This window comes from Streptomyces sp. NPDC030893 (assembly GCF_055571535.1).
Genome location: NZ_JBVIFC010000010.1, coordinates 13,742 through 38,756, shown reverse-complemented (window position 1 = coordinate 38,756; position 25,015 = coordinate 13,742). Strand labels below are relative to the sequence as shown.

The 25,015-nt window shown below is 74.1% G+C and carries 26 protein-coding genes; 8 read left to right on the top strand and 18 right to left on the bottom strand.

Translation table 11 applies throughout. The features are described 5' to 3' along the window. Positions 1-99 precede the first annotated feature (99 nt). The 6 genes from ACZ434_RS19705 to ACZ434_RS19680 form a co-directional block, all read right to left on the bottom strand. On the bottom strand, positions 100-531 hold the full coding sequence (locus ACZ434_RS19705) for a hypothetical protein (protein ID WP_468457477.1): 432 nt from the start codon (positions 529-531) through the stop codon (positions 100-102). A gap of 53 nt (positions 532-584) precedes the next feature. Beyond that, positions 585-1,433, bottom strand: coding sequence for an STM4011 family radical SAM protein (locus ACZ434_RS19700; protein ID WP_468457475.1), 849 nt, complete (start codon positions 1,431-1,433; stop codon positions 585-587). 11 nt (positions 1,434-1,444) lie between these two features. Then, entirely contained in the window at positions 1,445-2,815 is a 1,371-nt protein-coding gene (locus tag ACZ434_RS19695; protein WP_468457473.1) for an STM4012 family radical SAM protein, read from the bottom strand. Next, on the bottom strand, positions 2,812-3,633 hold the full coding sequence (locus ACZ434_RS19690) for an STM4013/SEN3800 family hydrolase (RefSeq protein ID WP_468457844.1): 822 nt from the start codon (positions 3,631-3,633) through the stop codon (positions 2,812-2,814). Before ACZ434_RS19690 ends, ACZ434_RS19695 begins: the two co-directional genes overlap by 4 nt. A gap of 61 nt (positions 3,634-3,694) precedes the next feature. Continuing rightward, entirely contained in the window at positions 3,695-4,870 is a 1,176-nt protein-coding gene (locus ACZ434_RS19685; RefSeq protein WP_468457471.1) for an STM4014 family protein, read from the bottom strand. A gap of 93 nt (positions 4,871-4,963) precedes the next feature. Then, entirely contained in the window at positions 4,964-5,923 is a 960-nt protein-coding gene (locus tag ACZ434_RS19680) for an STM4015 family protein (protein ID WP_468457468.1), read from the bottom strand. Positions 5,924-6,128: 205 nt separating this feature from the next. Between ACZ434_RS19680 and ACZ434_RS19675 the strand changes: the two genes are divergently transcribed. From ACZ434_RS19675 to ACZ434_RS19655, 5 genes are all read left to right on the top strand, one after another. Beyond that, complete coding sequence (locus ACZ434_RS19675; RefSeq protein ID WP_468457466.1) at positions 6,129-6,455, top strand: hypothetical protein; 327 nt, start codon at positions 6,129-6,131, stop codon at positions 6,453-6,455. Between the two features lie 57 nt (positions 6,456-6,512). Next, positions 6,513-7,565 (top strand): DUF6745 domain-containing protein, encoded by a 1,053-nt coding sequence (locus ACZ434_RS19670; RefSeq protein ID WP_468457464.1) that lies wholly within the window; start codon positions 6,513-6,515, stop codon positions 7,563-7,565. A 93-nt stretch (positions 7,566-7,658) separates the two neighbouring features. Beyond that, entirely contained in the window at positions 7,659-7,808 is a 150-nt protein-coding gene (locus ACZ434_RS19665; RefSeq protein ID WP_468457462.1) for a hypothetical protein, read from the top strand. Positions 7,809-7,893: 85 nt separating this feature from the next. Continuing rightward, positions 7,894-8,316, top strand: coding sequence for an ATP-binding protein (locus ACZ434_RS19660; RefSeq protein WP_468457460.1), 423 nt, complete (start codon positions 7,894-7,896; stop codon positions 8,314-8,316). Between the two features lie 74 nt (positions 8,317-8,390). After that, complete coding sequence (locus tag ACZ434_RS19655) at positions 8,391-9,074, top strand: adenosylcobinamide amidohydrolase (protein ID WP_468457458.1); 684 nt, start codon at positions 8,391-8,393, stop codon at positions 9,072-9,074. Positions 9,075-9,108: 34 nt separating this feature from the next. Here the strand turns inward: ACZ434_RS19655 and ACZ434_RS19650 are convergent, their stop codons facing one another. From ACZ434_RS19650 to ACZ434_RS19620, 7 genes are all read right to left on the bottom strand, one after another. Continuing rightward, entirely contained in the window at positions 9,109-9,990 is an 882-nt protein-coding gene (locus ACZ434_RS19650) for a short-chain dehydrogenase/reductase (protein ID WP_468457456.1), read from the bottom strand. Continuing rightward, on the bottom strand, positions 9,987-10,460 hold the full coding sequence (locus ACZ434_RS19645) for a hypothetical protein (protein WP_468457454.1): 474 nt from the start codon (positions 10,458-10,460) through the stop codon (positions 9,987-9,989). Before ACZ434_RS19645 ends, ACZ434_RS19650 begins: the two co-directional genes overlap by 4 nt. A gap of 49 nt (positions 10,461-10,509) precedes the next feature. Further along, positions 10,510-12,171 (bottom strand): phytoene desaturase family protein, encoded by a 1,662-nt coding sequence (locus tag ACZ434_RS19640; protein ID WP_468457452.1) that lies wholly within the window; start codon positions 12,169-12,171, stop codon positions 10,510-10,512. Beyond that, on the bottom strand, positions 12,164-12,670 hold the full coding sequence (locus tag ACZ434_RS19635) for an SRPBCC family protein (protein WP_468457450.1): 507 nt from the start codon (positions 12,668-12,670) through the stop codon (positions 12,164-12,166). The genes ACZ434_RS19640 and ACZ434_RS19635 overlap by 8 nt, the downstream gene beginning before the upstream one ends. A gap of 97 nt (positions 12,671-12,767) precedes the next feature. Then, a complete protein-coding gene (locus ACZ434_RS19630; protein ID WP_468457448.1) occupies positions 12,768-13,643 on the bottom strand; it encodes an oxygenase MpaB family protein in 876 nt (291 codons plus the stop codon). An 86-nt stretch (positions 13,644-13,729) separates the two neighbouring features. After that, the gene (locus ACZ434_RS19625; RefSeq protein ID WP_468457446.1) at positions 13,730-13,996 is read right to left on the bottom strand and encodes a hypothetical protein; all 267 of its coding nucleotides are present in this window, start codon (positions 13,994-13,996) and stop codon (positions 13,730-13,732) included. 233 nt (positions 13,997-14,229) lie between these two features. After that, positions 14,230-14,982, bottom strand: coding sequence for a restriction endonuclease (locus tag ACZ434_RS19620; protein ID WP_468457444.1), 753 nt, complete (start codon positions 14,980-14,982; stop codon positions 14,230-14,232). A 194-nt stretch (positions 14,983-15,176) separates the two neighbouring features. Between ACZ434_RS19620 and ACZ434_RS19615 the strand changes: the two genes are divergently transcribed. Beyond that, on the top strand, positions 15,177-15,842 hold the full coding sequence (locus ACZ434_RS19615) for a GAF and ANTAR domain-containing protein (RefSeq protein ID WP_468457442.1): 666 nt from the start codon (positions 15,177-15,179) through the stop codon (positions 15,840-15,842). 5 nt (positions 15,843-15,847) lie between these two features. Here the strand turns inward: ACZ434_RS19615 and ACZ434_RS19610 are convergent, their stop codons facing one another. After that, positions 15,848-16,441 carry an AMIN-like domain-containing (lipo)protein gene (locus ACZ434_RS19610; protein WP_468457440.1) on the bottom strand — a complete coding sequence of 198 codons (594 nt, stop codon included), beginning with the start codon at positions 16,439-16,441 and terminating at the stop codon, positions 15,848-15,850. Positions 16,442-16,606: 165 nt separating this feature from the next. On the opposite strand from ACZ434_RS19610, the gene ACZ434_RS19605 reads away from it, so the two are divergent. Continuing rightward, positions 16,607-19,180, top strand: a complete 2,574-nt coding sequence (locus ACZ434_RS19605; RefSeq protein ID WP_468457438.1) for a SpoIIE family protein phosphatase — start codon at positions 16,607-16,609, stop codon at positions 19,178-19,180. 185 nt (positions 19,181-19,365) lie between these two features. Here the strand turns inward: ACZ434_RS19605 and ACZ434_RS19600 are convergent, their stop codons facing one another. The 3 genes from ACZ434_RS19600 to ACZ434_RS19590 form a co-directional block, all read right to left on the bottom strand. Beyond that, entirely contained in the window at positions 19,366-21,426 is a 2,061-nt protein-coding gene (locus tag ACZ434_RS19600) for a DUF1996 domain-containing protein (protein WP_468457842.1), read from the bottom strand. Positions 21,427-21,704: 278 nt separating this feature from the next. Continuing rightward, entirely contained in the window at positions 21,705-22,379 is a 675-nt protein-coding gene (locus tag ACZ434_RS19595) for a lytic polysaccharide monooxygenase auxiliary activity family 9 protein (RefSeq protein ID WP_468457436.1), read from the bottom strand. A gap of 204 nt (positions 22,380-22,583) precedes the next feature. Further along, entirely contained in the window at positions 22,584-23,216 is a 633-nt protein-coding gene (locus tag ACZ434_RS19590) for a GNAT family N-acetyltransferase (RefSeq protein WP_468457434.1), read from the bottom strand. A 106-nt stretch (positions 23,217-23,322) separates the two neighbouring features. Between ACZ434_RS19590 and ACZ434_RS19585 the strand changes: the two genes are divergently transcribed. Beyond that, on the top strand, positions 23,323-24,444 hold the full coding sequence (locus ACZ434_RS19585) for a YihY/virulence factor BrkB family protein (protein WP_468457431.1): 1,122 nt from the start codon (positions 23,323-23,325) through the stop codon (positions 24,442-24,444). 46 nt (positions 24,445-24,490) lie between these two features. On the opposite strand, the gene ACZ434_RS19580 is transcribed toward ACZ434_RS19585, so the two are convergent. Then, entirely contained in the window at positions 24,491-24,943 is a 453-nt protein-coding gene (locus ACZ434_RS19580; RefSeq protein ID WP_468457429.1) for a flavodoxin family protein, read from the bottom strand. Positions 24,944-25,015 lie beyond the last annotated feature (72 nt).

Here is a 25,015-nt window from a genome sequence, read left to right as displayed (position 1 = left end):
CGGGCACGTCCCCGCCGGCCTGCGGCCGGATCCACCCGTCCGGGACGGACCGGCCGCCCGGGCAGGTGCCCCGTGCCGGGGCCCGTCCGCCCGCCCGGGTCAGATCCGTCCGCCGGTCATCCGCGTGAGGGGGCCGTGGGTGTGGCGCTCCGCGCGGCGGCCCACCGCGTAGGAGGCGGCGGTCAGCGCGGTCAGACCGGCCGCGGCCCCGGCGGCGACCAGCCGGCGGTTGGCTATCACCGTCCAGGCCGTCTTGGCGCCGGCCGCGACCTGTCCCGAGGTGGCGACGACCGCGCGGCGGCCCGCCTCGACACCCTTGGCCGCGGTCTGTGCGGCGCCGCTCGCCGCCTGCGCCGCCCGCTCGGTGCCCGAGGCGGCCGCCGACGCCGCGTCACCCGCCTTGCCGGCGGCCTCGCCCGCCGCCCGTCCGGCGGGGGCGGTCGCCCTGTCCGCGGCCTCCTGGGTCCTGGACGCGGCGGAGCGGGCGGTCGTCGTGGTCTTCCGGTTCGCGTTCTTGTTCTGTTCACTCATGGACACCGACTTGCCGCTGTCCCCCGCGGCAAACACGGCCCCCGCCCGGGCGGCTACCCGGCCGGTGCCGGGACGCGTTCCAGGACGCCGCCGGCGAACACGTCGTAGAGCGGGAGGGTTTCGAGGTGGACGTAGCCGATGTGGCAGTCGCAGGTGGCCAGCGGGCAGGGGCGCGGGCGCAGGGCCTGCCGGTAGCTGCCGTCGTAGAGGTTGCCGAGTTCGGCGCGGACGAAGTGGCAGCGGCGGACCGTGCCCTCGCCGTCGACCGAGATCACCGACTCCCCCGTGCGGCAGGGCAGGCCGGCGCTGGTGTGGGGGCGGCGGCTGTAGGGGAAGAGCGGGTCCAGCGCGGTCCACACCCCGGCCTCGGTGTCGTCGTAGGTGTGGCCCTCCGCGGCGTTCACCCACAGGTACACCTGCTCCGGCAGGTCCGCGCGCAGCCGGCGCGCCGCTTCGAGGTGCTCGGGCAGTCCGACGATGCCGACGCTGAACCGGACCCCGAGACTGTGCAGTTCGCGGCACTTGGCCAGGAAACGGTCGTAGGGGGTCTGGCCCGGGTGGTACGTGCACCACAGGGCGAGGGTGTCCAGGTCGGCGTCGGCGAGCCAGTCGGTGCGGCAGCTGAGGTTGGTCTGGATGGCGACGCGCCGGATGTGCGGCCGGTGGGACAGCCGGGTCAGGGTGTGCCGGTACCAGGAGCGGACCAGGCCTTCGCCCCAGGGGGTGAAGAGGAGGGAGAGCCGGTCGGTGGTCTGCGCGTCGGCCCAGTCGGCGAACCTCTCCAGGCAGGCGCGGTCCGCGCGGAGCTGCTCGCGGCTGTCGCGGCGCTTGGCGAAGGGGCAGTACGGGCAGTCGTAGTCGCAGGAGGCGAGCGGGCCACGGTAGAGAAGCGTCAGGTCCATCGGGGCGGGGCTCACTTCCGCTCGTAGGCGGCCATGGCGGCCCGTACGGCCGGGGAGAACAGCTCCGGTCCCACGGCGTCGGAGTGCGCCAGTCCCTCGGGGGTCAGCCGCAGGACGGTGGCGCCCGGGCCGTGATCCTCCAGCCAGCCGCGCCCGGCGAAGCGGGAGAGCTCGGCCGGGAAGTCGTCCCGCGGGTCCCGCCCGGCGAACCGGGTGCGGTAGTCGGCCAGTTCGAGCCCGTCCGCCTGGAGCAGGGACTGCAGGAGGTGGCGGCGGCGGGCCTCGTCGGCGCCGATGCGGTGGCCGTACTCGGCGTGGGCGAAGTCGGCGGCGGGGCGGGCGACGTAGTCGTCGATGATGCCGCGGATCTCGTGCATGCCGACGGCGTAGTCGAAGGAGTAGTGCAGCGCGGCGGTGTAGGAGCGGGCGCCGCAGCCGAGTCCGATCATGCCGTCGGTCTGGCAGGCGTAGTCGTCCGCCCCCTGCGCCGGGGCGTCCGCGCGGCGGAACATGCGCATGGAGCGCTGTTCGTAGCCGTGGGCGAGGAGGTGGTCGCGGCCCAGCCGGTACAGGCGCAGTCGCTGCTCGTCCCAGGCGGGGTCGGCCTCGCCCGCGCGGCGGCCGAGGCCGGTGAGGGGGCGTATGTAGAGGGGGTAGAGGTAGAGCTCCTCGGGGTGCCAGGCGAGCGCCGCGTCCAGCGAGCGCAGCCAGGTGCGTTCGGTCTGGCCGTCGATGCCGTAGATCAGGTCGATGTTGAGGACGGGGATCCGGGCGTCGCGGATGCGGCCGAGGGCCGCCTCGACGTCGGCGCGGCGCTGCGGTCGTACGGCGGCGCGGGCCTCGGTGTCGTCGAAGCTCTGCACGCCCAGGCTGAGGCGGGTGGTGCCGCGCTCGGCCAGGACCCGGAGCCGGTCGGCGGTGGCCGTGGCGGGCGAGGCCTCCACGGACAGCGGGACCGCACGGAGGTCGGCGCCCATGCGGTGCTCGGCGATGTCGCACAGCCGCTGGAGTTCGGCGGCGGTGAGGAACGTGGGGGTGCCGCCGCCGAAGGCGGCGGTGGCGAACCGGACCGGTTCCCGGTCCCCCAGCGCCCGCCGCACGGCCGTCGCCTGCCGTTCGAGGGCGTCCAGATAGGCACCGGTGAGGCCGTCGGGGGCGCCGATCCGGGTGAACAGGTTGCAGAAGCCGCAGCGGACCTCGCAGAACGGGATGTGCAGGTAGAGGGAGAGGGCGTCCTTGGGTTCCGCGGCCCAGAGGGCGTCCAGGCGCGGGCGGTCGGCCAGGGCCCGGTAGGCGGTCTTGTGCGGGTAGGCGTAGACGTAGCTCCGGTACGGGCTCTCCGGGATGCCGGTGGTGGTCCCGGCGGGGGTGACGGTGGTCATCGGGCGGCCTCGGCGGGGGTGGGGTCCAGGAAGAAGTGGGCGTAGGGAACGGTCCACACGGACTCGTGGCCGATGCGGTGGCCGGTGTAGCCGTCGTCGCCGTAGGCGGTGCCGTGGTCGGAGCAGACGATGGCGAAGCAGCGGCGTCGGCTGCCCGCGGCGGCGAACAGCCGGCCGATGTGCCGGTCCACGTACTCCAGGGCGGCGGCGTGGGTGGCCCGGGTGTCGCCGTCCTCGCGGGTCGCGCCGGGCCGGTGGAACCAGTTGGGCTGGTGCAGGGCGGAGACGTTGACGAAGAGGAACAGCCGCTGCTCGTGCGGCAGTTCCCGGACGACCTGTTCCACACGGGCAATCTGGGCCTCGAACGAGGTGGGCGAGGTCACGCCGAACTCCGGCTCCCAGTGGGACTCCTGGAACAGCCCGGGCAGTACGGAGCCGAGCGGGCCCTGCTTGTTGAAGAAGCCGACCCCGCCGACGCACACCGTGCGGTAGCCCTCCTTCGCCAGGCCGGACACCAGGTCCGGGGTGTCGTGGACGAAGGTGCGGGCGGCGGTGGTCTCACTGCCGGCGAAGCGGGCCGCGAACAGGCGCGGGTGCGGGCCCGGGGCGGCGGGCGTCGGCAGGAAACCGGCGAAGATCGCCTGGTGGGAGGCGTAGGTGAAGCTGCCCGGGGCGTGCCGCCGCTCCCAGCGTCCGCCGGGGAGGTGGCGGGCCAGGTGGGGGATGCGCCCCTCGGCGGCGAGTTCGGCGGCGACGTCGTGGCGCAGGGTGTCGAGGGTGACGAGGAGGATGTCGTGGCTGCCGACGATCTCGTTCATGTCCGGGTTGCCCGGTGCGGCGGCCCCGTGCGGGTGGTGCGTGTGCGACGCGGGCGTCGGTTCAGGCGCTGGCATGGGCGGTTCCCGTTCTGTGCTGGTGGTGCTGCCGGCCGGGGCCGGTACTCGGGCGGGCGCGGCGCAGGACCGCGTCGATCTGCGCCGCGTAGGTGTCGAGGTGCTCCGCTCCGCTGCCGGGCAGCCCGGTGAGGCGGGGCAGCAGATCGCCGAAGGCGTTGACCTCGCCGACGGCGAACCGGCGCCAGCCGACGGCCGGGAGCAGGTCCACGCCCACGCACAGGGTGCGCGGGAAGCAGGCGGCGGCGCGCTCGCACACCGCGAGGGCCTCCGCCCACCGGTCGCCGGCCGCCTCGCACACCGCGTCGAGGTCGCCGCGGCTGCCGCCGAGGTGGAGGTTGGTCAGCGGTGAGCGGCTGGTGCGGACGACGGCGTGGGTGGCGCGGCCGGCCACCACCACGACCCGCAGGTCGGCGGCGCGGCCCTGCTGGGACGCCTTGGGCAGCCAGCGCTCCAGATGGAGTCCGTCCGGCGCGAGGGCGTCCACGATGGCGGCGACGTCCGCCTCCCGTTCGTGGCGGCGGACGGCCAGGGAGTTGAACAACCGTCCGTCGGAGGTGAGTTCGACGGAGGTGGTGGCTCTGACCCGGCCCCGGGCCGACGCCTCGACGGCGAGCACCCCGGAGGCCGACGAGCCGTGCGCGGGCTTGACGAAGAGCCGGGGCATGCGGTGCTCGCGCATCACGGCGCGTACGTCGTCCCAGCCGGACACCGGCACGGGGTCGGGGCCGGAGGTGGGTGAGAAGGGCACGGGGACGTCCGCGGCGGCGAGCACCGTGTGGCAGCGCCGTTTGTCGAACAGGACGGCCAGTTCGTCGGGGTCGTCGAGCCGGATGCCCCCGCGCAGGGTCCGTACCGCCTGGACGAACCGGGTGTACCAGAGCGCCGATCCCTCGACCCGGGTGGGATCCGGCGCTCCCCGGAGCAGCCGGTCGACCTCGGTGTTCTCGCCGGGTGAGTCGAGTCGTACGGTCTCGTCGGCAGCGAAGCCGGCGCCGCCCTCGCGCAGGACCCGCTCCCAGGGCACGACGCGCGGCGCGGGCAGTCCGGCCGCGCGGGCGGCGTCGGCGAAGAGGGTCACCCGCCGGTTCTCCGGGTTGCCCACGACGGCGAGGCGCACGGGTGCGCCGGCCGGTGCCGGGTCACTCCCCGACGGCCGCATGAGGGCGCTCCTTGGGCCGGTGACGAGGTGTCGGGGAGCGCAGCGGCTCGCGGGGCGGGGCCTGGCGGCGGGGGTGGCGTCCCATACGGGTGTTCACTCGCCCACGCTGACGTAGCGGTTCACGGTGCCGTCGTCCTCCGTGTCCCAGTCGGCGTCGTCCGGGTCGAGGTCGACCTCGACGCCCGCGGCCTCCAGGGTCTCGCGTATGCGCTGCCGCAGGGGCTCGCTCAGGTAGTTGTGGTGCAGGTCCAGCTTCTTGAGATGGGTCAGCGGCTGTCCGGCGAGGAGGGCGGTGGCGCCGTCGTCGCCGAGGGTGCCCATCGACAGGTCCAGCACCTCGAGCCGGGCGACGATCGGCGCGGACGCCACCGCGGCGGCCACCTCGTCCTGGATCTCGCTGTTGCGCAGGGCCAGGTACCGCAGCCGGGGCAGCCGGGCGCCGGAGAGGATCGGTTCCAGGTCGGCGGCCTCGGCGTCGGCGCCGTACCAGGACGTGCCGAGCCACAGGTCGAGGTTCTCCAGCGCGGGCAGGTCGCTGGCCCCGACGCCGCGGACGACACCCACCGGGAGGCCGCCGGTCTCCACGATCAGGGTGCGCAGCGCGTCGTGGCGCAGGGCGGGGAACTCCAGCCCCTGTCCCCCGCGCACACCGAACTCCTCCAGCGCGGGGAAGGCCGACAGCAGCGGTGCCACGTCGGTCTGGGTGATCCAGGAGATCTCCGCCTCCTCCATCACCAAGTCCCCGAGGAACAGCGACCGCAGGCCGGGCAGGCGGTCGCGCGCGGCCACCAGCGCCTCGACGACGACGTCGGAACTCCTGTCGTACGCCTCCTCCCAGGGGCCGACGATCAGGGCGCGGACCCGGGTGGTGTCGACGGCGGAGCAGAAGCGGGCGAAGGCCTCGGCCCACTTCTCGCTTTCGTCGTAGGTGTCGCTGGTGATCCGCCAGGCCACGGCGTCGGGTTCGGGCAGCTCCCGCGGTGTCTCGCCGCGCCTGGGAAAGGTGAAGGCGGGAAGGCCGTACAGCTCCTCGAGGTGGCCACCGATCGTCATACGGGCTGCTCCTGTCGTGCGACACGGGAAGGGGACGGTGCTCCGGGGGCATGGTGCGAGCCGTCCGGCGCTGCGTGCAGCAGTTCTACCAACAGCGACTGACAGCGCCCGGCGGCGGGGCTGGTGACGGCCCGTTGTCAGTGCCCGCCCGTACTGTCTGCGCATGGTCTCCGGAGCACCGTGCGCCGGAGCGGAGGGGAGAGCCGTGTACCGGCAGGGAGATGTGCTGATCGTGCCCGTCGCCGAGGAGGCGGTGCCGTCCCATGTCCCGGACGCGCCCAAGGAGCCGCGCGACGCCCGGGGCCGGCTGGTCCTGGCCCTGGGTGAGGTCACCGGGCACGCGCACGCGGTGCTCGGCCGGGGCCACCTGGTCCGCGAGCCGGGCCCGTACGGGCCGTTCCTGCTGCATCTGCCCGAGGGCGGCCGGGTGGTGCACGAGGAGCATGCCGCGATCGCGCTGCCGAAGGGATGGTTCCGGGTCGTCCGGCAGCGGGAGTACGTCCCCGGTGCGGTGCGGCTGGTGGCCGACTGACGGGGACCGGCGACCGTGGGGAACATCAGGACCGGGCAGGGACAGGGGACGTTGACGATGACGATCACACAGGAGAGCGGGGCGGCGGCGGTGACCGCGGCGACCGGGGACGGGACGGCGCACTGGCGCGGATGGGCGGCGGCCGTCGGGCCGGCCGACCGTGCGGAGGCGGAGGAGGGTGTCCGGCTCGCGTACCGCAGCGCGGGGCTGGCCGAGCCGGAGCGCATCGTCTGGGCCGGGTCGCCGCGCGAGGCGGTGACCCTGATCCGGCGGGGGGCGGAGTTCGGCGCGAGCGTCCGTGAGGCGGTGCGCACCGCCCCGTGGGCGGCCGAACGCCGTCGCGCGCACGAGGAGTTGGGCGCCGCGGGCTGGTCCCGGCGCTGGTCGGAGACGGGCGGGGCCCTGTGGGACGGCACCCAGTCACTGGTCGACCGGATCCGCACCGGGGTCCTCGACGAGCTCGCCGACGGCGACCCGGCCGCCCGGACGGAGATACGGCTGATCCTGCTGGACGCGCTGCTCGGACAGCACGACGCGCCATGGCTGGCCGCCCTGCACACCGAGGGGTCGGCGCTCACCGGAGCCGCCCGGGTGTGCCGCAGCGCCGGCTGGTGGTGGCCGTTCGAGAAGGCGGCGGTGGTGTGCGAGCGTCCCGTGGCGCTGCACCGGGACGAGGCCGGCCGGCTCGACCACGGCGAGGGACCGGCCCTGGAGTTCCCCGACGGTTTCGCCCTGTGCGCCTGGCGCGGCATGCCGGTGGAGCGCGCCTTCCTGGAGGAGCTGCGCACCCTCACCCCGGAGCGGATCCGGGACGAGGAGAACGCCGAACTGCGGCGGGTGATGCTCGAGTACTACGGCTACGACCGCTACCTGGCCGACTCCGGGGCGCGGCCGCTGCACCGGGACGGTACGGGCACCCTGTGGCGCATCGACCTGCTCGACGACGAACCGGTCGTCATGGTCGAGGTCCTCAACTCCACTCCGGAGCCCGACGGCACCCACCGCACGTACTGGCTGCGGGTGCCTCCCGCGACCCGGACCGCGCGGGAGGGCGTGGCGTGGACGTTCGGCCTGGGAGCCGAGGTGTACGAGCCGTTGGAGGAGACATGAGCCGCCGGTCCGGCCGCAGGGCTGACTCCGCGCGCAGGGGGTAGGCGGAGTACGGCGGGCATCGGAGCGGACACCCGCGGAGAGGAAGCACTCATGCCGAGCATGATCGAGCGCATCAAGCGGTTCGCCAGGAGCCCTCAGGGGCGGCGCACGGCCGAGCAGGTGCGCAGGGCCGCGGCCGACCCCCGGCGCCGGGCCCAGGCGCAGCGGCTGCTGGGCAGGCTCCGCGGCGGTCGCCGCTGAGCCCGGGCCTTCTTCCGCGCGGCCCGCGCCCCGAGGCCCGTGCGACCGTGACCGGTTCGGACCCACAGCACCGGAGAGGACCACCATGACCGGATCGTCGGTCCGCGCAGTGGGCTGGGCGCGCTCGCTGCCGCTGGACAGCGAGGTGAAGGCGGCCCGGGACTGGGCACGCGGGCATCTCGACGTGCTGGGCTGGACCAGCACCGCCCCGGAGACCGTGGAGGCGGTGCTGCTGACGGTGTCGGAGCTGGTCACCAACGCCCACCGGCACGCCCACAGCACGGCCCATCTGATCATGACGTGGGACCAGCGGTGTCTGCACATCTCGGTGCACGACGCCTCGGCCACCCTGCCGGCACCCCGGGGGCCGAGCACGGAACAGGTGGGCGGGCGCGGCATGCTCCTCGTCGACGCCCTGGCCGACGCGTGGGAGGCGCATCCCTGTCCCCACGGCAAGACGGTCACCGCCTGCTTCCGGGCGCCCGGGCCGGAGCGGGCGCGGCACTGACCGGGACCCCGTGCCGGAGGGCCGGCCGCCGCGCCGTACGATCGGCCGGTCCGATCCCGCAAGGAGCCCCGCCGGTGACCGCCCTTCTCCCGCCGCCCCGCACCACCGCGTCGTCGCTCGCGCACCCCCGGCGCCTGACCCGGGTGGAGGACGGGGACCGGCTGCACGCACTGCTCTGGGCGCCGGGCCCCGGACGGAGAATGATCAGCAGCGCGGTGCTCGGCGGGGGCATCGGCGAGCGCGCCTGGGTCCTCAACGCGCAGGTCTCCCACGGTTACCGGCGCACCGACCCGGACCGGCATCTCGCCGGCCTGGCGTCCGCCGCGGGCGCGGAGGGTCCGGGGGTGGGGCTGATGACCGCGGCGGACGTCTCGGCGTACGCCCACGGGCACGACGAGGGCGCGGACGCCTTCGTCACGGCCGGTGTCGACGTGCGCGGCTGGGCCGCCGTGCCGGGGACGGGCCGGGGCGGACCGCAGGCGCCGGGCACGATCAACATCGTGGCCGCGGTGCCGGTGCCGCTGAGCGACTCCGCCCTGGTCAACGCGGTGGCCACGGCCACGGAGGCGAAGGTGCAGGCCCTGGTGGAGGCCGGTCTCGACTGTTCCGGCACTCCCACCGACGCGGTGTGCGTGATGGCCGGCACGCCCGTCCCCGGCGAGGAGACGTACGCGTTCGCCGGGCCGCGTTCCCTGTGGGGGGCGCGGCTGGCCCGCGCCGTCCACCACGCCGTACGGACGGCCGTCCCGGCACCCTGAGCGGTCCTCCGGCCGCCTTTCCGGTGCGGTCGGGTCACCGGCCCGGGCGGGACGCGGCCCGGTCGGCCGCCCCTCCGGCGCCCAGGAGGCCGGTGTGGTGCAGGGGGTCCTCGGCCTCCAGGCGGGCCAGGTTCCGGCGGGTCGCACGCAGCACCACCGGGGGGAGCGCGGTGCGCGCCACTTGTGCCAGGCGCAGCCAACGCGGCATGTAGACGGCCCTGCTGCGGTGTTCCACGGCCGTCCCGAGCCGGGCGGCGGCCTCGTCCACGGGGTGCAGCCGCCGGGCCGGCGGGGGCATCCGGCGGCGCAGCTCCCGCAGGACGGGGTAGCGGTCCGCGTCGCGGATCATGTCGGTGTCGGTCCAGCTGAGGTAGCCGATGCCGACGGCGACACCGTGGTGCGCCACTTCCGCGCGCAGGGCGTGGGCGAAGGCCTCGGCCCCCGCCTTGGAGGCGCAGTAGGCGCTCATCATGGGGGCGGCGCCGATCGAGGCCAGTGAGGCCACCTGGAGGTAGTAGCCCTTCGTCGCCAGCAGATCCGGCAGGAAGGCACGTGCCGTGGCCGCGCTGCCGGTCAGGTTGACGTCGACCACGCGCCGCCACAGTCGCGGGTCGGAGGTGAGGAACGGGCCGCCCTCGGCGACGGCGGCGCCCGCCACGACGGCGGAGGCGGCACCTAGGCGGGCCCTGACCAGTGCGGCGGCCGCGTCCAGCGCGTCGTCGTCGGTGACGTCGGCCTCGCACACGAGCGCCCGCGTCGGCAGGCCGGCGGCCACCGCTTCCAGCCGGGCCCTCTCGTGGCCGAGCAGGGCGATACGGGCGCCCCGTCCGGCGAGGTCGCGGGCGAGGGCCGCGCCGATCCCGCGTGCGGCGCCCGTCACCACGACGGTGCGGCCGCGCAGCGCGGTGCCGGTCACCGGCCCTCCTCGGCGCGCGGCTGCGCGGTGGGGCCGGGGCGGGCCGTGTGGTCGGGGTGGCCGACGGTGCGGCGGGCCTCCTTCATCTCGGCCTCGTACAGGTGGTCGCGGCCCTCTGCGAGTTCCTCGACGGCGCCCTGCTCGATCTCCTTGAACGGCCGGTAGTAGGTGGTGTCGTAGGCCTCGACGATCTGGAACGTCCAGTGGTCCGGGATCACGTTGCGGCCGAGGACCTGGGTGCGCACGGTGTCGGCCCAGTCGGCGTGCCCGGCCTTGTGCAGCAGTTCGACCGCGCGGTCGAGTTCCAGATCGGCGGTGCCGGTGAGCTGGTGGAAGCTGTAGAGGTGGCCCCGGGCGCGCTCGGTCGTCTCCAGGGCCTTCGACAGCGACCCGAGCGCCTCGACGGTCTCGTCGCTGAGCCCTTCGGGGCGCCGGTGGGCGTGGTCGGGACCGTCTTGGTGTCCGGTCATCGTCTCGTCTCCGCCTGTGCTCGATGGTGTGCCCGGGCCGGCGATCCGGTCATCCGCCGTCGGCCCGTCCGCCCGTGGGCCCGCCCGTGTCCGGCTGCCTGCGGCCCGTGCGGTCGCGGTGGGCCAGCAGCCGCTGTACGCCGGTCAGCGCGGGCGCCGGCAGCCGGCGCAGGGCGGCGCGGGCGGCGTTGGCGCCCGGCGCGCCGTGCACCCCGCCGCCCGGGTGGGCGCCCGCGGAGGCCAGGTACAGGCCCTTGACGGGGGTCTCGGGGCGCCCGGTGCCGGGGAGCGGGCGGAAGAACAGCTGCTGGTGCATGGCCGCGGTGCCGCCGTTGATGGCGCCGCCGTGCAGGTTCCGGTCGAGGGACTGGAGGGTGGGCGGAGCGAGGACGCGCCGGGCCCGGATCCTGGCACGGAAGCCGGGCGCGAAGCGTTCCACCTGACGCTCGACGCGGTCGGCCATGATCTCCTGCTCCTCGGCGTCCCAGCTGCCCGTGAGCGACTCCCCGCCGGCGTCGCCCGCGATGTCGTGGGGCACGTGGGTGTACGCCCACGCGGACTCGGTGCCCCGGGGGGAGCGGGAGGCGTCGGAGGTCGTCATCTGGCCGAACAGGCTGAAGGGCCGGTCCGGTACGTGGCGGGTGGCGAGCTGGGCGGCGAAGCGGGTGAGTTCCCCGAGTCCGTCCGCGAGATGGACGGTGCCGGCGCCCGCGGCCTGCTCGCAGGCCCAGGGGACCGGCCCGTCGAGCGCCCAGTCGACCTTGAACGTGGCGAAGTCCCACTGGAAGCGCCGCAGGTCGGACAGCAGCTGGGCGGGAAGGTGCTCGGGGGCGACGAGTTCGCCGTACAGGGCGGGCACGGCCACGTCGGCGAGGACGGCGCGGTCGGCCGCGACCGTCTCACCGCCGGCCGTGCGCACGCCCGTGGCGCGGCCGTCGCGTACGACCACCCGGTCGACGCGCTGGCCGCAGCGCAGTACCCCGCCGAGCGCCTCCAGACGCCGTACCAGGGCCTCGGTGAGGGCGCCGGAACCACCGGCCGGCACCGGGAAGCCGTACGTCTGTCCGAGCATCGACATCAGCCAGCCGAAGCCGCCGCTGCCCGCGGCCTCCGGCGCGAGGTCGGCGTGGAGGGCGTTGCCGGCCAGCAGCAGCCCTCCCCCTTCGCCCCGGAACTCCTCCTCGGCCATCCGGCGCACCGGCAGGGCCAGGGTGCGTGCCATGCGCAGTCCGCCCGTGCCGCGCAGCCGTACCGCCAGCCGGGCCCCGGAACGGAGGGGCGGGAAGGGCGTGAACAGGGCGTCGAGCAGGTCGGGCCGCAGGTTCTCCCACACGTCGTGCAGCCGCCGCCAGGCCGCGCCGTCTCCCGGCACGAAGGAGTCCAGCGAGTCGGCGGTGACGTCGACACGGCGGTCGAGCACCGCGCACCGGCCGTCCGTCAGCGGGTGCGCGACGACGTGCGGGGCGTGGCTCCAGCGCAGCCCGTGACGCTCCAGGTGCAGCCCGGAGACGATCGGGGAGGCGGCGGCCAGCGGGTAGAAGGAGCTGAAGAGGTCGTTGACGAAGCCGGGCTCGACGCCGCGGTCGTGGCGGACGGCGCCGCCGGGCTCCGGCTGCTCCTCCAGTACCTCCACGCTCCAGCCGGCGTCGGCGAGCAGGTTCGCCGCGACCAGTCCGTTGGGTCCGGCTCCGATCACCACGGCGTCAGGCACCTGCGCCTCCCCCGTCCGGGCGCGGGGCGACGACCTGGCCCATGGGGCGGCGGCGTTCCTCCTCCGCGGCCTCGGTCTCGCAGAGGTCCGCCAGCCGGGCGAGCATGGCGCGGTGGCGGAGCTGGAGCAGTCCCTCCACGGCCACGTTGTGCAGGCGGCCTCCCGCGCCCCGCAGCGGGTGCTCGTCCACCTTGACCAGGGTGTGGTCCCCCCAGGTGTGCACCTCGATGGCGATCCGCGCCGTGCCGAGCGGTCCCGCCTTCGCCTCGAGCTCCAGGACCTCGCCCGGCACGCAGCGCCGGACGACGGTCTCGTTGGTCAGGCTGAACGGCCCGAGGTGCACCTCGTAGCCGATCGCGGAGCCGAGCTGCGGCCAGTGCCCGCGCACCGGCTCGGAGGACGCCGTCCCCACGACCCAGTCCGCGTAGCGGGTGCCGTCCTCGAGCACGGCCCACACGGACCGCGGGCTCGCTTTGATCAGACGATGACGAACCGCCACTTCGACCTCCCGTGTCCTCGACCGACACCAGCCAGCACTGAGTGCCCTCTCCGGCCCGCCTCAACCGGCGGCGCCGCGAAGACGAGCCCGGTCGGGGTCAGGCGGTGGTGTCGCGGGTCGGGGCGAGGGCCCAGCGGATGCCCGCGGTGACGGCGGTGCCGAGCGGGCGCACGCACACGCCCTCGGCCGGGGGCACGCGGGGCAGCCACAGCGCGCGGGAGGCCCAGCCGGGCAGCAGGGACACGGCGTTGGCGGCGAGGACGCCGTAGGGCAGCCGGGCGAGCAGCGGGACGGGCGGGTCGAGCAGCAGGAAGCGGGCCGTGGCGCGTGCCTCGGCGGTGGCGCGCAGTTCGGGCCGGTAGGCGGCCAGCCGCTCGTCGAGTCCGGCGCGGTCGACGGGCGGGTCGGGCACACCGAGGGCGGTGGCGATGCGGGCCATGTCGGCGACGTACGCGTCGCAGCCCTCCCGGTCCAGGGGGCGGGCGCCGTAGCGCTGGTGGGCGCGCAGGAAGCAGTCGACCTCCGCGATGTGCACCCAGCACAGCAGACGGGGGTCCGCGGCCCGGTACTCCTCGCCGTCGGCGGTGGTGCCGCGCACCGTCTCGTGGACGGCCCGTACCCGGTCGACGGCCTGCTGGGCGCTGTCGGCGGTGCCGTAGGTGGTGACGGCGAGGAAGGTGCTGGTCCGCTGGAGGCGCCCCCAGGGGTCCCCGCGGAACCCGGAGTGTCCGGCGACGGCGGCCATGGCCAGCGGGTGGAGCGACTGGAGCAGCAGGGCCGACAGGCCGCCGATGAACATCGACGCGTCCCCGTGCACCCTCCGCACCGGCCTCTCGGGCCCGAACCAGCGGGGGCCCGGTGTGCCGTGGATGCGCGCGCGGTTGTCCGGGCCGTCCGGCCCGGCCACCCTGGAGAAGATCGCGTGACCGATCCGGTCGCGCAGTGCGGTGCCGCCCTCCGCCAGCAGTCCCATGGCTCGCTCCGCCCTCTTCGCGCCCACGACGGACCGCGGACGCCCATGGCTCACGTCTGCCCCCGTTCCCCCGGTGCGCACACCGCTCAGGGGACATCGCCCCGCCAGTCGTACACCCGGCCGCCGGGGTACCGGGGCACGTACACCGAGTGTCCGCCCGGCCCGTAGCGCCCTATCTCGGTGCGCAGGCGGACGCCCTCCCCCGGGTCCGGCTCGCCCCGGCCGGTGACATCCAGCAGCAGACCGTCCAGCGGCCCGCCGGCCAGCTCCGCGTACGACCGCCCCGCACGCGGGCCCGGGTCGTCGTGGTCCGCCCCGTAGACCCGGCCGCGCATGAACTCCAGTTCGTCCATACCGGCAGGGTGGCATCCGCCACTGACAATCGGGCCCGGGGCCTGTCCGACGATTCCCGCCATCGCCCGGAGGGCGGCCCCGCGGCGTCAGGTGCGTGCCCTGGGTCCCCCCGGCCGAAGGCTGGGGGAGTGCCGGGCGCAGAGCCTCGTACTGGATGTACGTGGCTCTGCGCCCGGTGCGGCGAGAGTACGTGCATGGCGTCGCGGGGCAGGCGGGAATTGTCAGCCAGGCCCTAGACCTGCGGCCCGGTGCCCGTCTCCCACGGTGCCGGTGTGCGGCCCTCGCTCCAGGCGAGCAGGCCGTCGCGCGGGACGCAGACGATGCCGCACCGGGCCGCGTACTCCTCGGCGGGTGCGGTGAACCCGCCGGTGGTGACGACGAGCGCCACGTCCGCCTCGTGGACGGTGAAGCAGGTGCCGCCGAAGCGCTGGAGGTCCTGCGAGCCGACCTTGTTGTCGTCGCCGTAGCGCTTGCACTGGATGACGACGCGGCGGCCCTCGGGGGACAGCGCCACCACGTCGGCCCCGAGGTCACCCGCGCCGCCGACGACCTCCACCTGTGAGCAGCCGTCGCGCAGGCACAGGGCCGCGGTCGCCTCCTCGAACTCCTGCGGGCTCAGGGCGTCGAAGTCGTACCCCTGCTCCGGCCGGCCGGCGCGCGCGTCGGCCGGCGCGGGCGGCGGTGGTTCCAGGGCGTCGAGCGCCGTCGTGGTCCCCCGGTGCAGCGCCTCGCCCGTCCGGCGGGCGATCCGTGCCGCGGACGGCCCGCGTCTGCGCCGGTGGGCCAGTACGGCCGCGAGGGCCACGCAGAGCAGCACCGCGGCCCACACCGGGCGCCGCTGCACGACTCCGGCCAGCGCACGCACCGTGAAGCCGGCCGTGACCACGGCCGTGGCGAGGAGGCCGAAGAACATGGCGGTCGCGCGCAGGTCGAACCGCCGCCGGCGGCGGTACAGCGGGCGCGTACGGCGCTGGGGCGTGGTCACCGTGGTGGTTCCCTTCTCTGGCAGCCGGCCCGGCGTGTCCCGGGATTCCGGGACGGCCGTGGATCACGTACGCCGTCTGCCCGGGATCGTCGCGTTCACCGGCGTGCCGCATATGCGCACGGGGTAGACGCGGTGTGTTCTGGCTGCGGCACTCAGGGAGGCGGACGGTGGACTGGCGGGGATTCGCTCAGCAGATGGCTTCCATGGCCCGTGATCTCCTGGCCGAGCACACCCTCGACTCCACCCTGGAGCAGATCACGCGTTCCGCGGTGGAGCTGGTCGACGGCTGCGACGCCTCCGGGATCCTCGTGCTGCGGGAGGGCCGGGTGAGTTCGCTGGCGCCCACCGAACAGCTGGTGAACGACAGCGACCGGCTCCAGGAGCGTCTGGGGGAAGGGCCGTGCTTCGACGCGGCCCGGCCGGACCGCTCCGAGCGGGTCTTCCGCATCCCCGACTTCACCGCCGAGCCGGAACGCTGGCGGTCGTTCGTGCCCCGCTGCCGGGAGCTCGGGGTGGGCAGCATGATGGGCTTCCTGCTGTACACGCGGGAGGAGGAGCTGGGGGCGCTCAACATGTACTCCCGCAAGCCGGGGATGTTCACCGAGGACAGCGAGACGGCGGGCTGGCTGCTGGCCTCGCACGCGGCGGTCGCCTTCTCCACGGCCGTGACCGACGCCCAGTTGCAGGAGGCCATCGCCACCCGGCATCTGATCGGCGAGGCGATGGGCATCCTGATGGGCCGGCACCATGTCACGGAGGACCAGGCCTTCGACATCCTGCGCACGCAGTCCCAGCGCACCAACACCAAACTGCGTGAGGTGGCGCGCCGGGTCTGCGAGACCGGCACCGCGGAGAAGTGAGCGGGTCAGCGGCCTGCCGTCCAGCCGTGCGCGACGTCGATCACGAGGCGGCCGGGGAGTTCGAGGACCCGGAACGGCAGCCGTGCGCGCACGCCGAGGCCGATCTGCGTCTCGCCCTCGAAGCTGCCGGCGAACCGGGCGTCCCTGAAGGTGCGGTACCCGCTGAGGTTCACGCCGGGCAGGGGGTGTCCGGCGCGGGCGGGGTAGGTGGGCTCGCCGGTCTCGGGGGCGTAGGAGGGTGCGGCCACCCGCACTTCGAGGACGGCGCCGCCGGCGACGGGGATGGGGCGGCCCGATCCGTCCTGGAGCAGACGGTCGACGTACCGGACGGAGTAGCCGAGGTCACCCTGTGCGGTGCCGGGGAGGTCGACGACCATCCGGTCGAAGCAGTCGTGCCGGCCGGTCCTGATGTCGCGTACCGGCGCGGTGGTGCTGTCGGTGTCGGTCTTGGCGAGGCTGCCCCAGCCGGTGGGACACGCCGCCGCGGCCCGGACGGGCGCGGTCTGGATGGCCGCGGCCGGGACGGCCGCCGTCGCCAGCACCGTGCCCGCGAGCACGAGAGTCGCACAGATTGTTCTTGTTGTTCTTGGTTGAAGCATTTTGGGCCCCCTGGGCTCGCAACCTTCTGATATCGGGTGAGACGAGCGGGATGCCCCGAAGGTTGCGGCTTTTCTCCGGCCGGTCGCCGGACGGGCGGGCATGGCACATCCTGGGGGGAAGCAACCGAATGGATGTCCCGTGCGTCCGCACCGGGAGGACGCGACATGGATGATGCAGCCGCCGCACCGCACGGGAAGCGGCCGGCGGGCGTGCACGGCCGGGGTGCGGAGGAGATCCGGACGGCGCACCCGGAGCGCCGCGTCGAGGACGCGCTCGCCGATCCGGTGGTGGCGGCGGTCCAGGACGTCGGCGGATACGGCGGTCTGGTCTATCTGCGCTCGCGCGACCGGCGCTCACTGGTGCTGTGCGTGGTCTGCGGCGTGCCGAGGTCGCTGCTGAAGCCGTGGTGGCGGATTCCGGTGGGCGGTTCCCTGCCCATGTCGGAGGCGTACCGCAGGGGCGAGGAACTGTGGCTCCCGGACGAGCGGGCGACGATGCTGCGCTTCCCGCAGTTCACCGCCGCCCTGCCGTACTCGTTCGCGCACGCCTACCGCCCCGTCCGGGTCGGCGGCGAGGACGTGGGTGTCCTGGCGGTGCTGCGTTCGGCCAGCCGGGAACCGGCGGACGAACAGGTGGTGCGGGCGGCGCTGCGGGCGGCGGGCCGGGACATGGAGGAGCGGCTCACCGAGTTCGCCCGCCGGACGCCGGGCCGGGAGGGGGCGGACGCGGTGGCCTACGCCATCGACTACGACGACCAGCCGGTCAACGTACGGCTGCCCACTCCCCCGGCCCTGGCCGTGGAGGTCGGCATCCTCGAGTGGGACCTGGACGACGACACCTGGTCGGGGGACGACGACGCGCTGTCCCTGCTGGGCGTCGACCGGGCGGAGTTCGGCGGCACCATGGCGGAGGTCGAGGACCGGGTCAGCCCCGAGGACCTGTACGAACTGCGGGCGAGCCGGCGGGAGGCGGAGGAGACCGGCCAGGTCAGGGCCCGGCACTTCCGGGTGCTGGACGAGCCCGACGACGAGGGCCGGGCCCGCTACCGGCCCGTGGAGCTGTGGGGCCATGTCGTACGGGTGGAGGGGGCCGCGCGGATCCTGGTGGGCGCCCTGGTCGACGCGGCCGGCGGGGTCACCGCGGCGGAGGCCGCGGAGCGCCTGCCGGACGGGCTGTTCTCCCTCGACCAGGACGGCAGGGTCATCTACGCCAACCGCCGCTGTCAGGAACTGCTGGGCGCCGAGCTGGAACGCCTGCTCGGCCATCATCCGTGGGAGGTGCTCCCCTGGCTGCGCGATCCGGCCTACGAGGACCGCTACCGGGCGGCGATGCTGTCGCAGGAGCCGGTGTCGTACCTGGTGCACGATCCGGACGGCCTCTGGCTGGGGTTCGTGCTCTATCCCGGGGTGCACGGACTGACCGGCCGTGTCTTCCGCACCGACGCTCCCGCCGGGACGGCGCCGGGGCGGACCCTGGCGCCGGTCACCGCGGGTACCGGGGCGCCGTCGGCGCTGGGCGCGCCGACCCGTGCGGGGGCCCTCTACCACGTGGTGCAGATGGCCAGCGTGCTGACCGAGGCCGTCACCGTCAGGGACGTGTGCCGGGCCGTGTCCGAGCAGCTGCTGCCGGGGTTCGGGGCGCAGGAGATCGCCCTCTACACGGTCCGTGACGGGCGGATGTACCTGCTGTGGGAGTCCGGCTATCCGGAGCACTTCCTCGACCCGTTCGAAGGGGTCCCGCTCGACGCCGACCTGCCCGGTGTGCACGCGCTGACCACCCGGCTCCCGCTGTTCTTCGAGTCGTCCGAGGCCCTGGCGAACGCCTATCCGGGGCTCACCCTGGACACGATGGGCGCCTGGGCGTTCCTGCCGCTGATCGCCTCCGGCCACCCGGTCGGATCCTGCATCCTCGGCTGGGAATCGCCCCACCGGTTCACCCCCGAGGAGCGCAGCGCGCTGACCGCGCTGGGCGGACTGGCGGCGCAGGCGATGGAGCGGGCCCGGCTGTACGACGCGGAGTCCGCCGTGGCGCGCGGGCTGCAGGAGGGTCTGCTGCCGCACCGGCTGCCCGCCATCGACCGGTTGCGCGCCACCGGCCGCTATCTGCCCGGCACCCAGGGCATGGCCATCGGCGGCGACTGGTACGACGTGATCCGGACGGGGCGGGGGGTCGCCCTGGTCATCGGTGACGTCGAGGGGCACAGCGTCGGCGCCGCCGCCGTCATGGGGCAGCTGCGCAGCGCGGTGCACGCCTTCGCGTCCAGCGGGCGGCCGCCGCAGGAGGTCATCACCCACACCAACCGGCTGCTGGCCGAGCTGGAGACGGACGTCTTCGCCACCTGCTGCTACATCGAGCTGGAACCGGCCACCGGCCGCGCCCTGGCGGTCCGGGCGGGTCACCCGCCGCCCCTGCTGCGCCATCCCGACGGGCGTACCGAGAGCCTGGACGTGCCCGGCGGGGTGATGCTCGGTGTGCAGCCGGACGCGGTCTATCCGGTGACGACGCTGACGCTGGCCCCCGGCAGTGTGCTGGCGCTGTACACGGACGGGCTGGTCGAGACGCCCGGCGGGGACATCGAGACGGGCATCGAGGAGGTGCTGCGCTCGCTGGCGGACAGCCGCACGGACTCCGTGGAGGTGATCGCCGACCGGTTGATCCGCACGGCCCGCCGGACGGAGGACCGTCCGGACGACGTGGCCCTGCTGCTGACGGCGTACGACGCGGAGACGACGGGCTGACGCCGCCCGGTTTCCTCGCCCCCGCCGCCCCTGGAGGGGCTGAAACCAGCCCCTCCGGCGTTTGAGGAGCGGGGGTCCGGGGGCAGCGCCCCCGGGGGACGGGAACGGGAAGGGGCGGCGGGCGCGAAATCAACGCACGGCGGCAGGACCCGCTCGGGTCCTGCCGCCGTGCCGTGGCGTGGGGATCAGGCGCCTCGTCGCACGCTCCGCAGGACGAAGAAGCCGAAGATCACCAGCACTCCGCCGAGCGCGGCCGGCCAGAGCTGCGCCCCGGTCTCGGCGAGGCTGCCGCCCTGGGCCTGCGTCCCGGTCCGGTCCTCGGCCCCGAGCTCCGGGAGACTGCCGGGCACCTCGGCGGCCTGGGCCGCCCGGCCGCCGTCGTCGTCCTTGCCGCCCTTGTCGCCCTTGTCGGCGTCCTGGTCTCCGGCACCGGCGCCCTCGCCGTCCTGGGCCGGGAGCGACGCCTTGACGCCGGGCTGCGCGGTGGCGCCGTCGTCCGCGGGCTCCTCGGCCGCCGGCTCGGACGGGTTCTGGGTGGGCTGCTCCTGGCCGCCGTCACCCTGGTCGCCGCCGTTGTCCTGGTTGCCGCCGTTGTTCTGGCCGCCGTCGTCGTTCTGACCGCCGCCGTCGCCGGGCTTGTCGCCGCCGTCGCCCTGGCCCGGGTCGTCGGGCGTGGCCGTGGGCTCCTCCGGCTGCTGCGGCTCCTCCGGCTGCTGGGGCTCCTCGCCCTGGTCGCCGCCGTCGCCGTTGCCGCCGTCGCCGTCACCGTCGCCGCCGTCACCGCCGGCGCCGCAGGTGCGGCCCTCGTTGATGCAGTCGACCATCTCGTTCATCAGGTCCTCGTCGAAGACGTTGATGAAGTCGCCGTGGTCCGTGATCGGCTTGTGCAGCTGCTCCGGGAAGGCGTCCACCGCGAACAGCGGCGTGGTCCTGCCGCCGTCGTCCAGGCTCGGCGCGTCGACGTCGTAGACGATGCGCTGCACCAGCTGCGGCACGGGCTTGAAGCCGGAGGGGCAGTTGCCCGCCTCGTCCATGAACGCCATGTGCGTACGGTGGTTGGCGCTGTCGGTGTTGCGGCCGTCCCAGCAGCTCTGGAAGTCGAAGGTGCGCACCACGTCGCTGCCCTGCGGGCACAGCGGGTACTTGTCCGTCAGCTGCCGGTCCTCGAAGCCGGTGCAGCTCCAGGACGCGTTGGCGTTGGCCGGGCCGTTGACGAACGACTTGGCGTCACCGGTGATGATGCGCAACAGCCGCGGCATGGCGGTGACCTCGCCCTGCGGGTTGCCCACGAAGGTCAGGGTGACCTCCTTGGGCGTGACGATCTCGCCGACGTTGCCCTCGATGCCACCGCCCGGCGAGTTGGCGTCCTGCTCCTCGACACCGTTCTGCAGGCGCAGCACCGGCCAGTAGTACGAGGACCTGTCGCCCTGGTCCACGCAGCTGGTCTCCGCCTTGGCGAGGTCCTCGTCGCTGGAGAAGGCGTTGGTGGCCTGGTTGCCGATGTAGTCGTGGAAGTGGTGGGCGCCGTTGGCGACACCCGGGGCGGCGATCACGTTGTCCGAGTTGAACACGCCGTTCGCGTTGACGCCGCAGTCGCTGACGAAGGTGCCCGTGGAGGCGTTGCCCGTCCGCTTCGGCTGGGAGACGTTGGGCTGGACGCTCTCGATGTCGACGTAGTCGCCGGCGACGGGTCCGTTGCCGGCCTGACCGCCGTTCCCGCCCTGCTCCTGGCCCTGATCGCCCTGGTCCTGTCCGCCCTGGCCCTCTCCGCCCTGGCCCTGCTGGTCCTGGCCGTCGCCTCCGTCGTCCGCCTGCTCGCCCTGGCCGCCGTCGCCCTCCTGACCGGCGTCCGGCTGTGCGGGGGCGTTGCCGGACTCGCGCACCGCGCAGGCGGCGAGTTCCTCGAGGCCCTCGGGCTTGTCGCCGACCCGGTCGATGGCGGTCGCGATACGGGCGAGGGTCGCGGAGCGCTTCTCCTCCAGCGGTCCCGCGATCGCGTTGTCCGCGAAGCCCGGGTCGTTGCGGAGAGCGTCGGCGGACTCCCCGAGGCGCTTGTAGGCCTCGGCTATCTGCGCGTCCAGGGAGGCGAGTTCCTTGTCCACCTCCGGCCGCGCCTCCTCGGGCACCGACGCCAGCTGGTCGGCCGTGGACACGTCCGGACAGTCGATCGTGGCACCCGAGAGGACCTGCGCGTCACCGGGCCCGCCCTCTTCCGTCGCGGAAGCGTAGACGTTGGCCGCCATCATCCCGCCTCCGCCCAGGATCAGGGCGAATGCGGCGAGCGTCGCGCGCTGTTTGGGGCGTCTGCGTGTGTTGCGTGCCAAGGCAGTACTCCTACGCTTTGTTGCGGGGGGTCGGCATGGGATTCCCACGCCCCATACGCAGACGGGCCGCCGCGTGTTCAAACGCCTCACGATTTCTTCGCGGAATCTCAGGGAACGCGGGCCCCTGGAACATCAAGTCCCCGCCGGATCAGCTGCGTCCGGCGGGGACCCTGGAACGGGATCGGTGAAGTGGGCGCAGGTCAGCCGAAGTTCACGTCACTGCACAGGAAGTACGTCTGGTCCATATGCGAGGCCTGCCAGATCGTGTAGACGACGTGGCGGCCGCTGAGGCCGGAGGTGCTCACCGGGATCGAGTAGTTCTGGCTGGGGGCGTAGGAGCCCGTACTGGCCACCAGGTGCAGGTCGTTCCAGCCCAGCGGCTGGGTGGCGGGGTCGAAGCCCTGCCGGCTCACATAGACGCGGAAGTAGTCCGCGCCGTGGCTGGCCTGGTCGTACAGCCGGACCGTGAAGTCGTCGTCCACGTCCGTGGTCTTCCAGGCACCCACCGCGTCGAGTGAGTCGTAGCGTCCGCCCTCGGTGCGCCCGCCGCTGCACAGCTGGCCGTCGGGGACCACGGCCCGGAAGTCGCCGCCGGAGCCGTTGCGGTAGAGGCCGTTCCAGTTCCACATGGCGTTGGGGTCGTCCTGCCACGCCTGCCAGCACATCGGGTCCTGCTGGGCCATCGCCGGGTTCTGGAAGTCGCTCCCCCAGCGCTGCCAGCAGCCGTAGTTGCGGGACGCGGGGTCGACCACGGAGCCGTGGGCGACGGCGGTGCCGCTCCAGGGGATCAGGCTGAGCAGGGCGGCGACCGCGACGGCCAGGGCGAGCGAGAGGCGGGACCGGAACGCCCGTAAATCATGCACATGCCAACCCATGAGGTCCTTCTTTCCACTGTGGGGGTCGTGGGGATGCGGGCGCGTCACCCGAACCGCGGCATGGGAGCGCTCCCAAGCACAGGCTGCGCCTGTCGGGGCGGAGCGGCAACGCGCATTCACGCCACTTCCCGGCGGCCCGTGGCGCGTTCGATGCGGTTCGATGGGGTTCGATGCCGCTCGGCGGAAGAGGAGGGACCGGGTCCGTCAGAGCCGGTCGAGGCCGTCCGTGGTGCGCCCGAGGCAGACGACCGAATCGTCCAGCGGCGCGTCGATCTCCTCGAAGCCCATACGGTCGTAGAAGGCCCGGGCGGGTTTGTTGGCCGTCACCATGACGAGGTGGACGGACGGCACTCCCCCGTCGCGCAGCGCCGTGAGGAAGGTCCGCATCAGACGGCGGCCGTGGCCGCGGCCCTGCCACTCGGGGAGCAGGTCGATGTGCAGATGGGCCGGCCAGGCGGCCAGTTCGGGGACGACCATGCGTTCGGGATGGTGCAGCAGCCAGGCGATCCTCTCGTCCGGCGTCCGCGGGGGCCCGGACGGCTCGGGGTGGCGGTCGGCGACCAGGGGGAGCCATGCGGCGCGGAAGGCCCGGGCGAAGCGGGCGGTGTCGGCGGTGCCGACGATGTAGCCGACCGCCCGGCCCGCCCCGTCGTCCAGCACGAAGGCCAGCTCGGGTTCCAGGTGCACGTAGGGGGCCGCGAAGGTGGCGGGGAAGATACCGGGGTCGCCGTAGTGGGGACGGCTGTCCTGGCCGATGTGCGCGGTGCGGACGCAGATGTCGTCGAGGGCGGCACGGTCCTCGCGCCGGTACGGGCGGATCCTGGGGGACTCGGTCATGACCGGCATACTGCAGGCTTGGGAGCGCTCCCACAACTCCTTTCCGCGCTGGGCCCGCCCGTGCCGTGAGAGGCGTGACATGCCGGTCGCTGGTTACTCGGCGCCCATGAAGCTGCATATCCCGGGGCGGAACGACAAGCAGGCCCACGAGGACGCGACGGACGCGCGCCGCGCGGACGGCGGGGCGCGGCGCGCGGATCCGGACGAGCCCGGTCACCGGGCTCCGGGCCCGGAACCGGACGAGCCCGGACCGAGCGAGCAGGTGGAACAGGCGGCTCCGGACTCACCGGCCAAGCTGCCGAAAGGCGCGTGGGGCGCGGCACTGAAGGGCAGTCTGCGCGAGTTCAAGGACGACGAGCTCACCGACCGGGCCGCGGCCCTGACGTACTACGGTGTGCTCTCGCTCTTTCCCGCGCTGCTGGCCCTGGTGTCGATCCTGGGCCTCACCGGCAAGTCCACCACGGACAAGGTGGTGGAGAACCTCCAGGAGCTCACCGCACCCGGAGCGGCCCGCGACATCATGACCCAGGCGGTGGAGCAACTGCAGGGCCGGGCGGGTATCGGCTCGGTCGTGGCGGTCGTCGGTCTGGTGCTGGCCATCTGGTCGGCGTCGGGCTATGTGGCGGCGTTCATGCGCTCGGCGAACGCCGTCTACGACATGCCCGAGGGGCGCCCGGTGTGGAAGGTGCTGCCGGTACGGCTCGGGGTGACGATCGCGCTGATGGTGATGGCCGTGATCAGCGCGCTGATCGTGGTGTTCACCGGCGGGCTCGCCCGCCAGGCGGGTGATCTGCTCGGGCTGGGCGACACCGCGCTGACCGTGTGGTCGATCGCCAAGTGGCCGGTGCTGGTCGTCCTGGTGACCATCATGATCGCGCTGCTGTACTGGGCGGCCCCGAACGCCAAGGTCAAGGGCTTCAGGTGGATCACGCCGGGCAGTTTCCTGGCACTGGTGATCTGGCTGATCGCCTCCGCCGGGTTCGCCCTCTACGTCGCCAACTTCGGGTCGTACAACAAGACGTACGGCACGATGGCCGGTGTCATCATCTTCCTGATCTGGCTGTGGATCACCAACCTGGCGATTCTGCTGGGGCTGGAGTTCGACGCGGAGATCACCCGGCAGCGGGCCATCGCCGGAGGCCACCCGCCGGAGGCGGAGCCGTACACGCAGCCGCGCGACACGCGTACCTGGGACGAGCAGGACCGGCGGCGCGTGGACGACACCTGACGCGACCGGTGAGGAGGCCGCCGCCGTACCTTCGGCGGCGGCCTTCTCAGTCCGTCAGGCCCGCCGCGAGCGTGGCGCCCAGTTCCCAGCAGCGCTCGACGGCGGCCCGGTCGGGTTCGCCGGTCACCGTCACGGGCTCGGCGGCACGCCGCCAGCCCAGGCCGGTCGTGATCGTCTCGATGCCCCGCAGCGCGCCCGTGACGTCGCTGCCGCCGTGCACGTAGTACCCGAAGGGTCGGCCCCGCGTGGTGTCCAGACACGGGTAGTACACCTGGTCGAAGAAGTGCTTGAGCGCGCCCGACATGTAGCCGAGGTTGGCCGGGGTGCCGAGGAGGCAGCCGTCGGCGTCCAGCACGTCGGTGGCGGTGGCGGACAGGGCGGCCCGCCTCACCACCCGTACGTCCTCGATCTCGGGGGCCGTGGCACCGGCCAGGACGGCTTCGAACATCGCCTGGCAGTTGGGCGAGGGCGTGTGATGGACGATCAGCAGAGTCGGCACCCTCCGACCCTGCCGTGCCGGTCGCCGCGCCCGCAAGCCGGGGCCGTTGTGGTCGGGCGGGCGGGGGTGGCA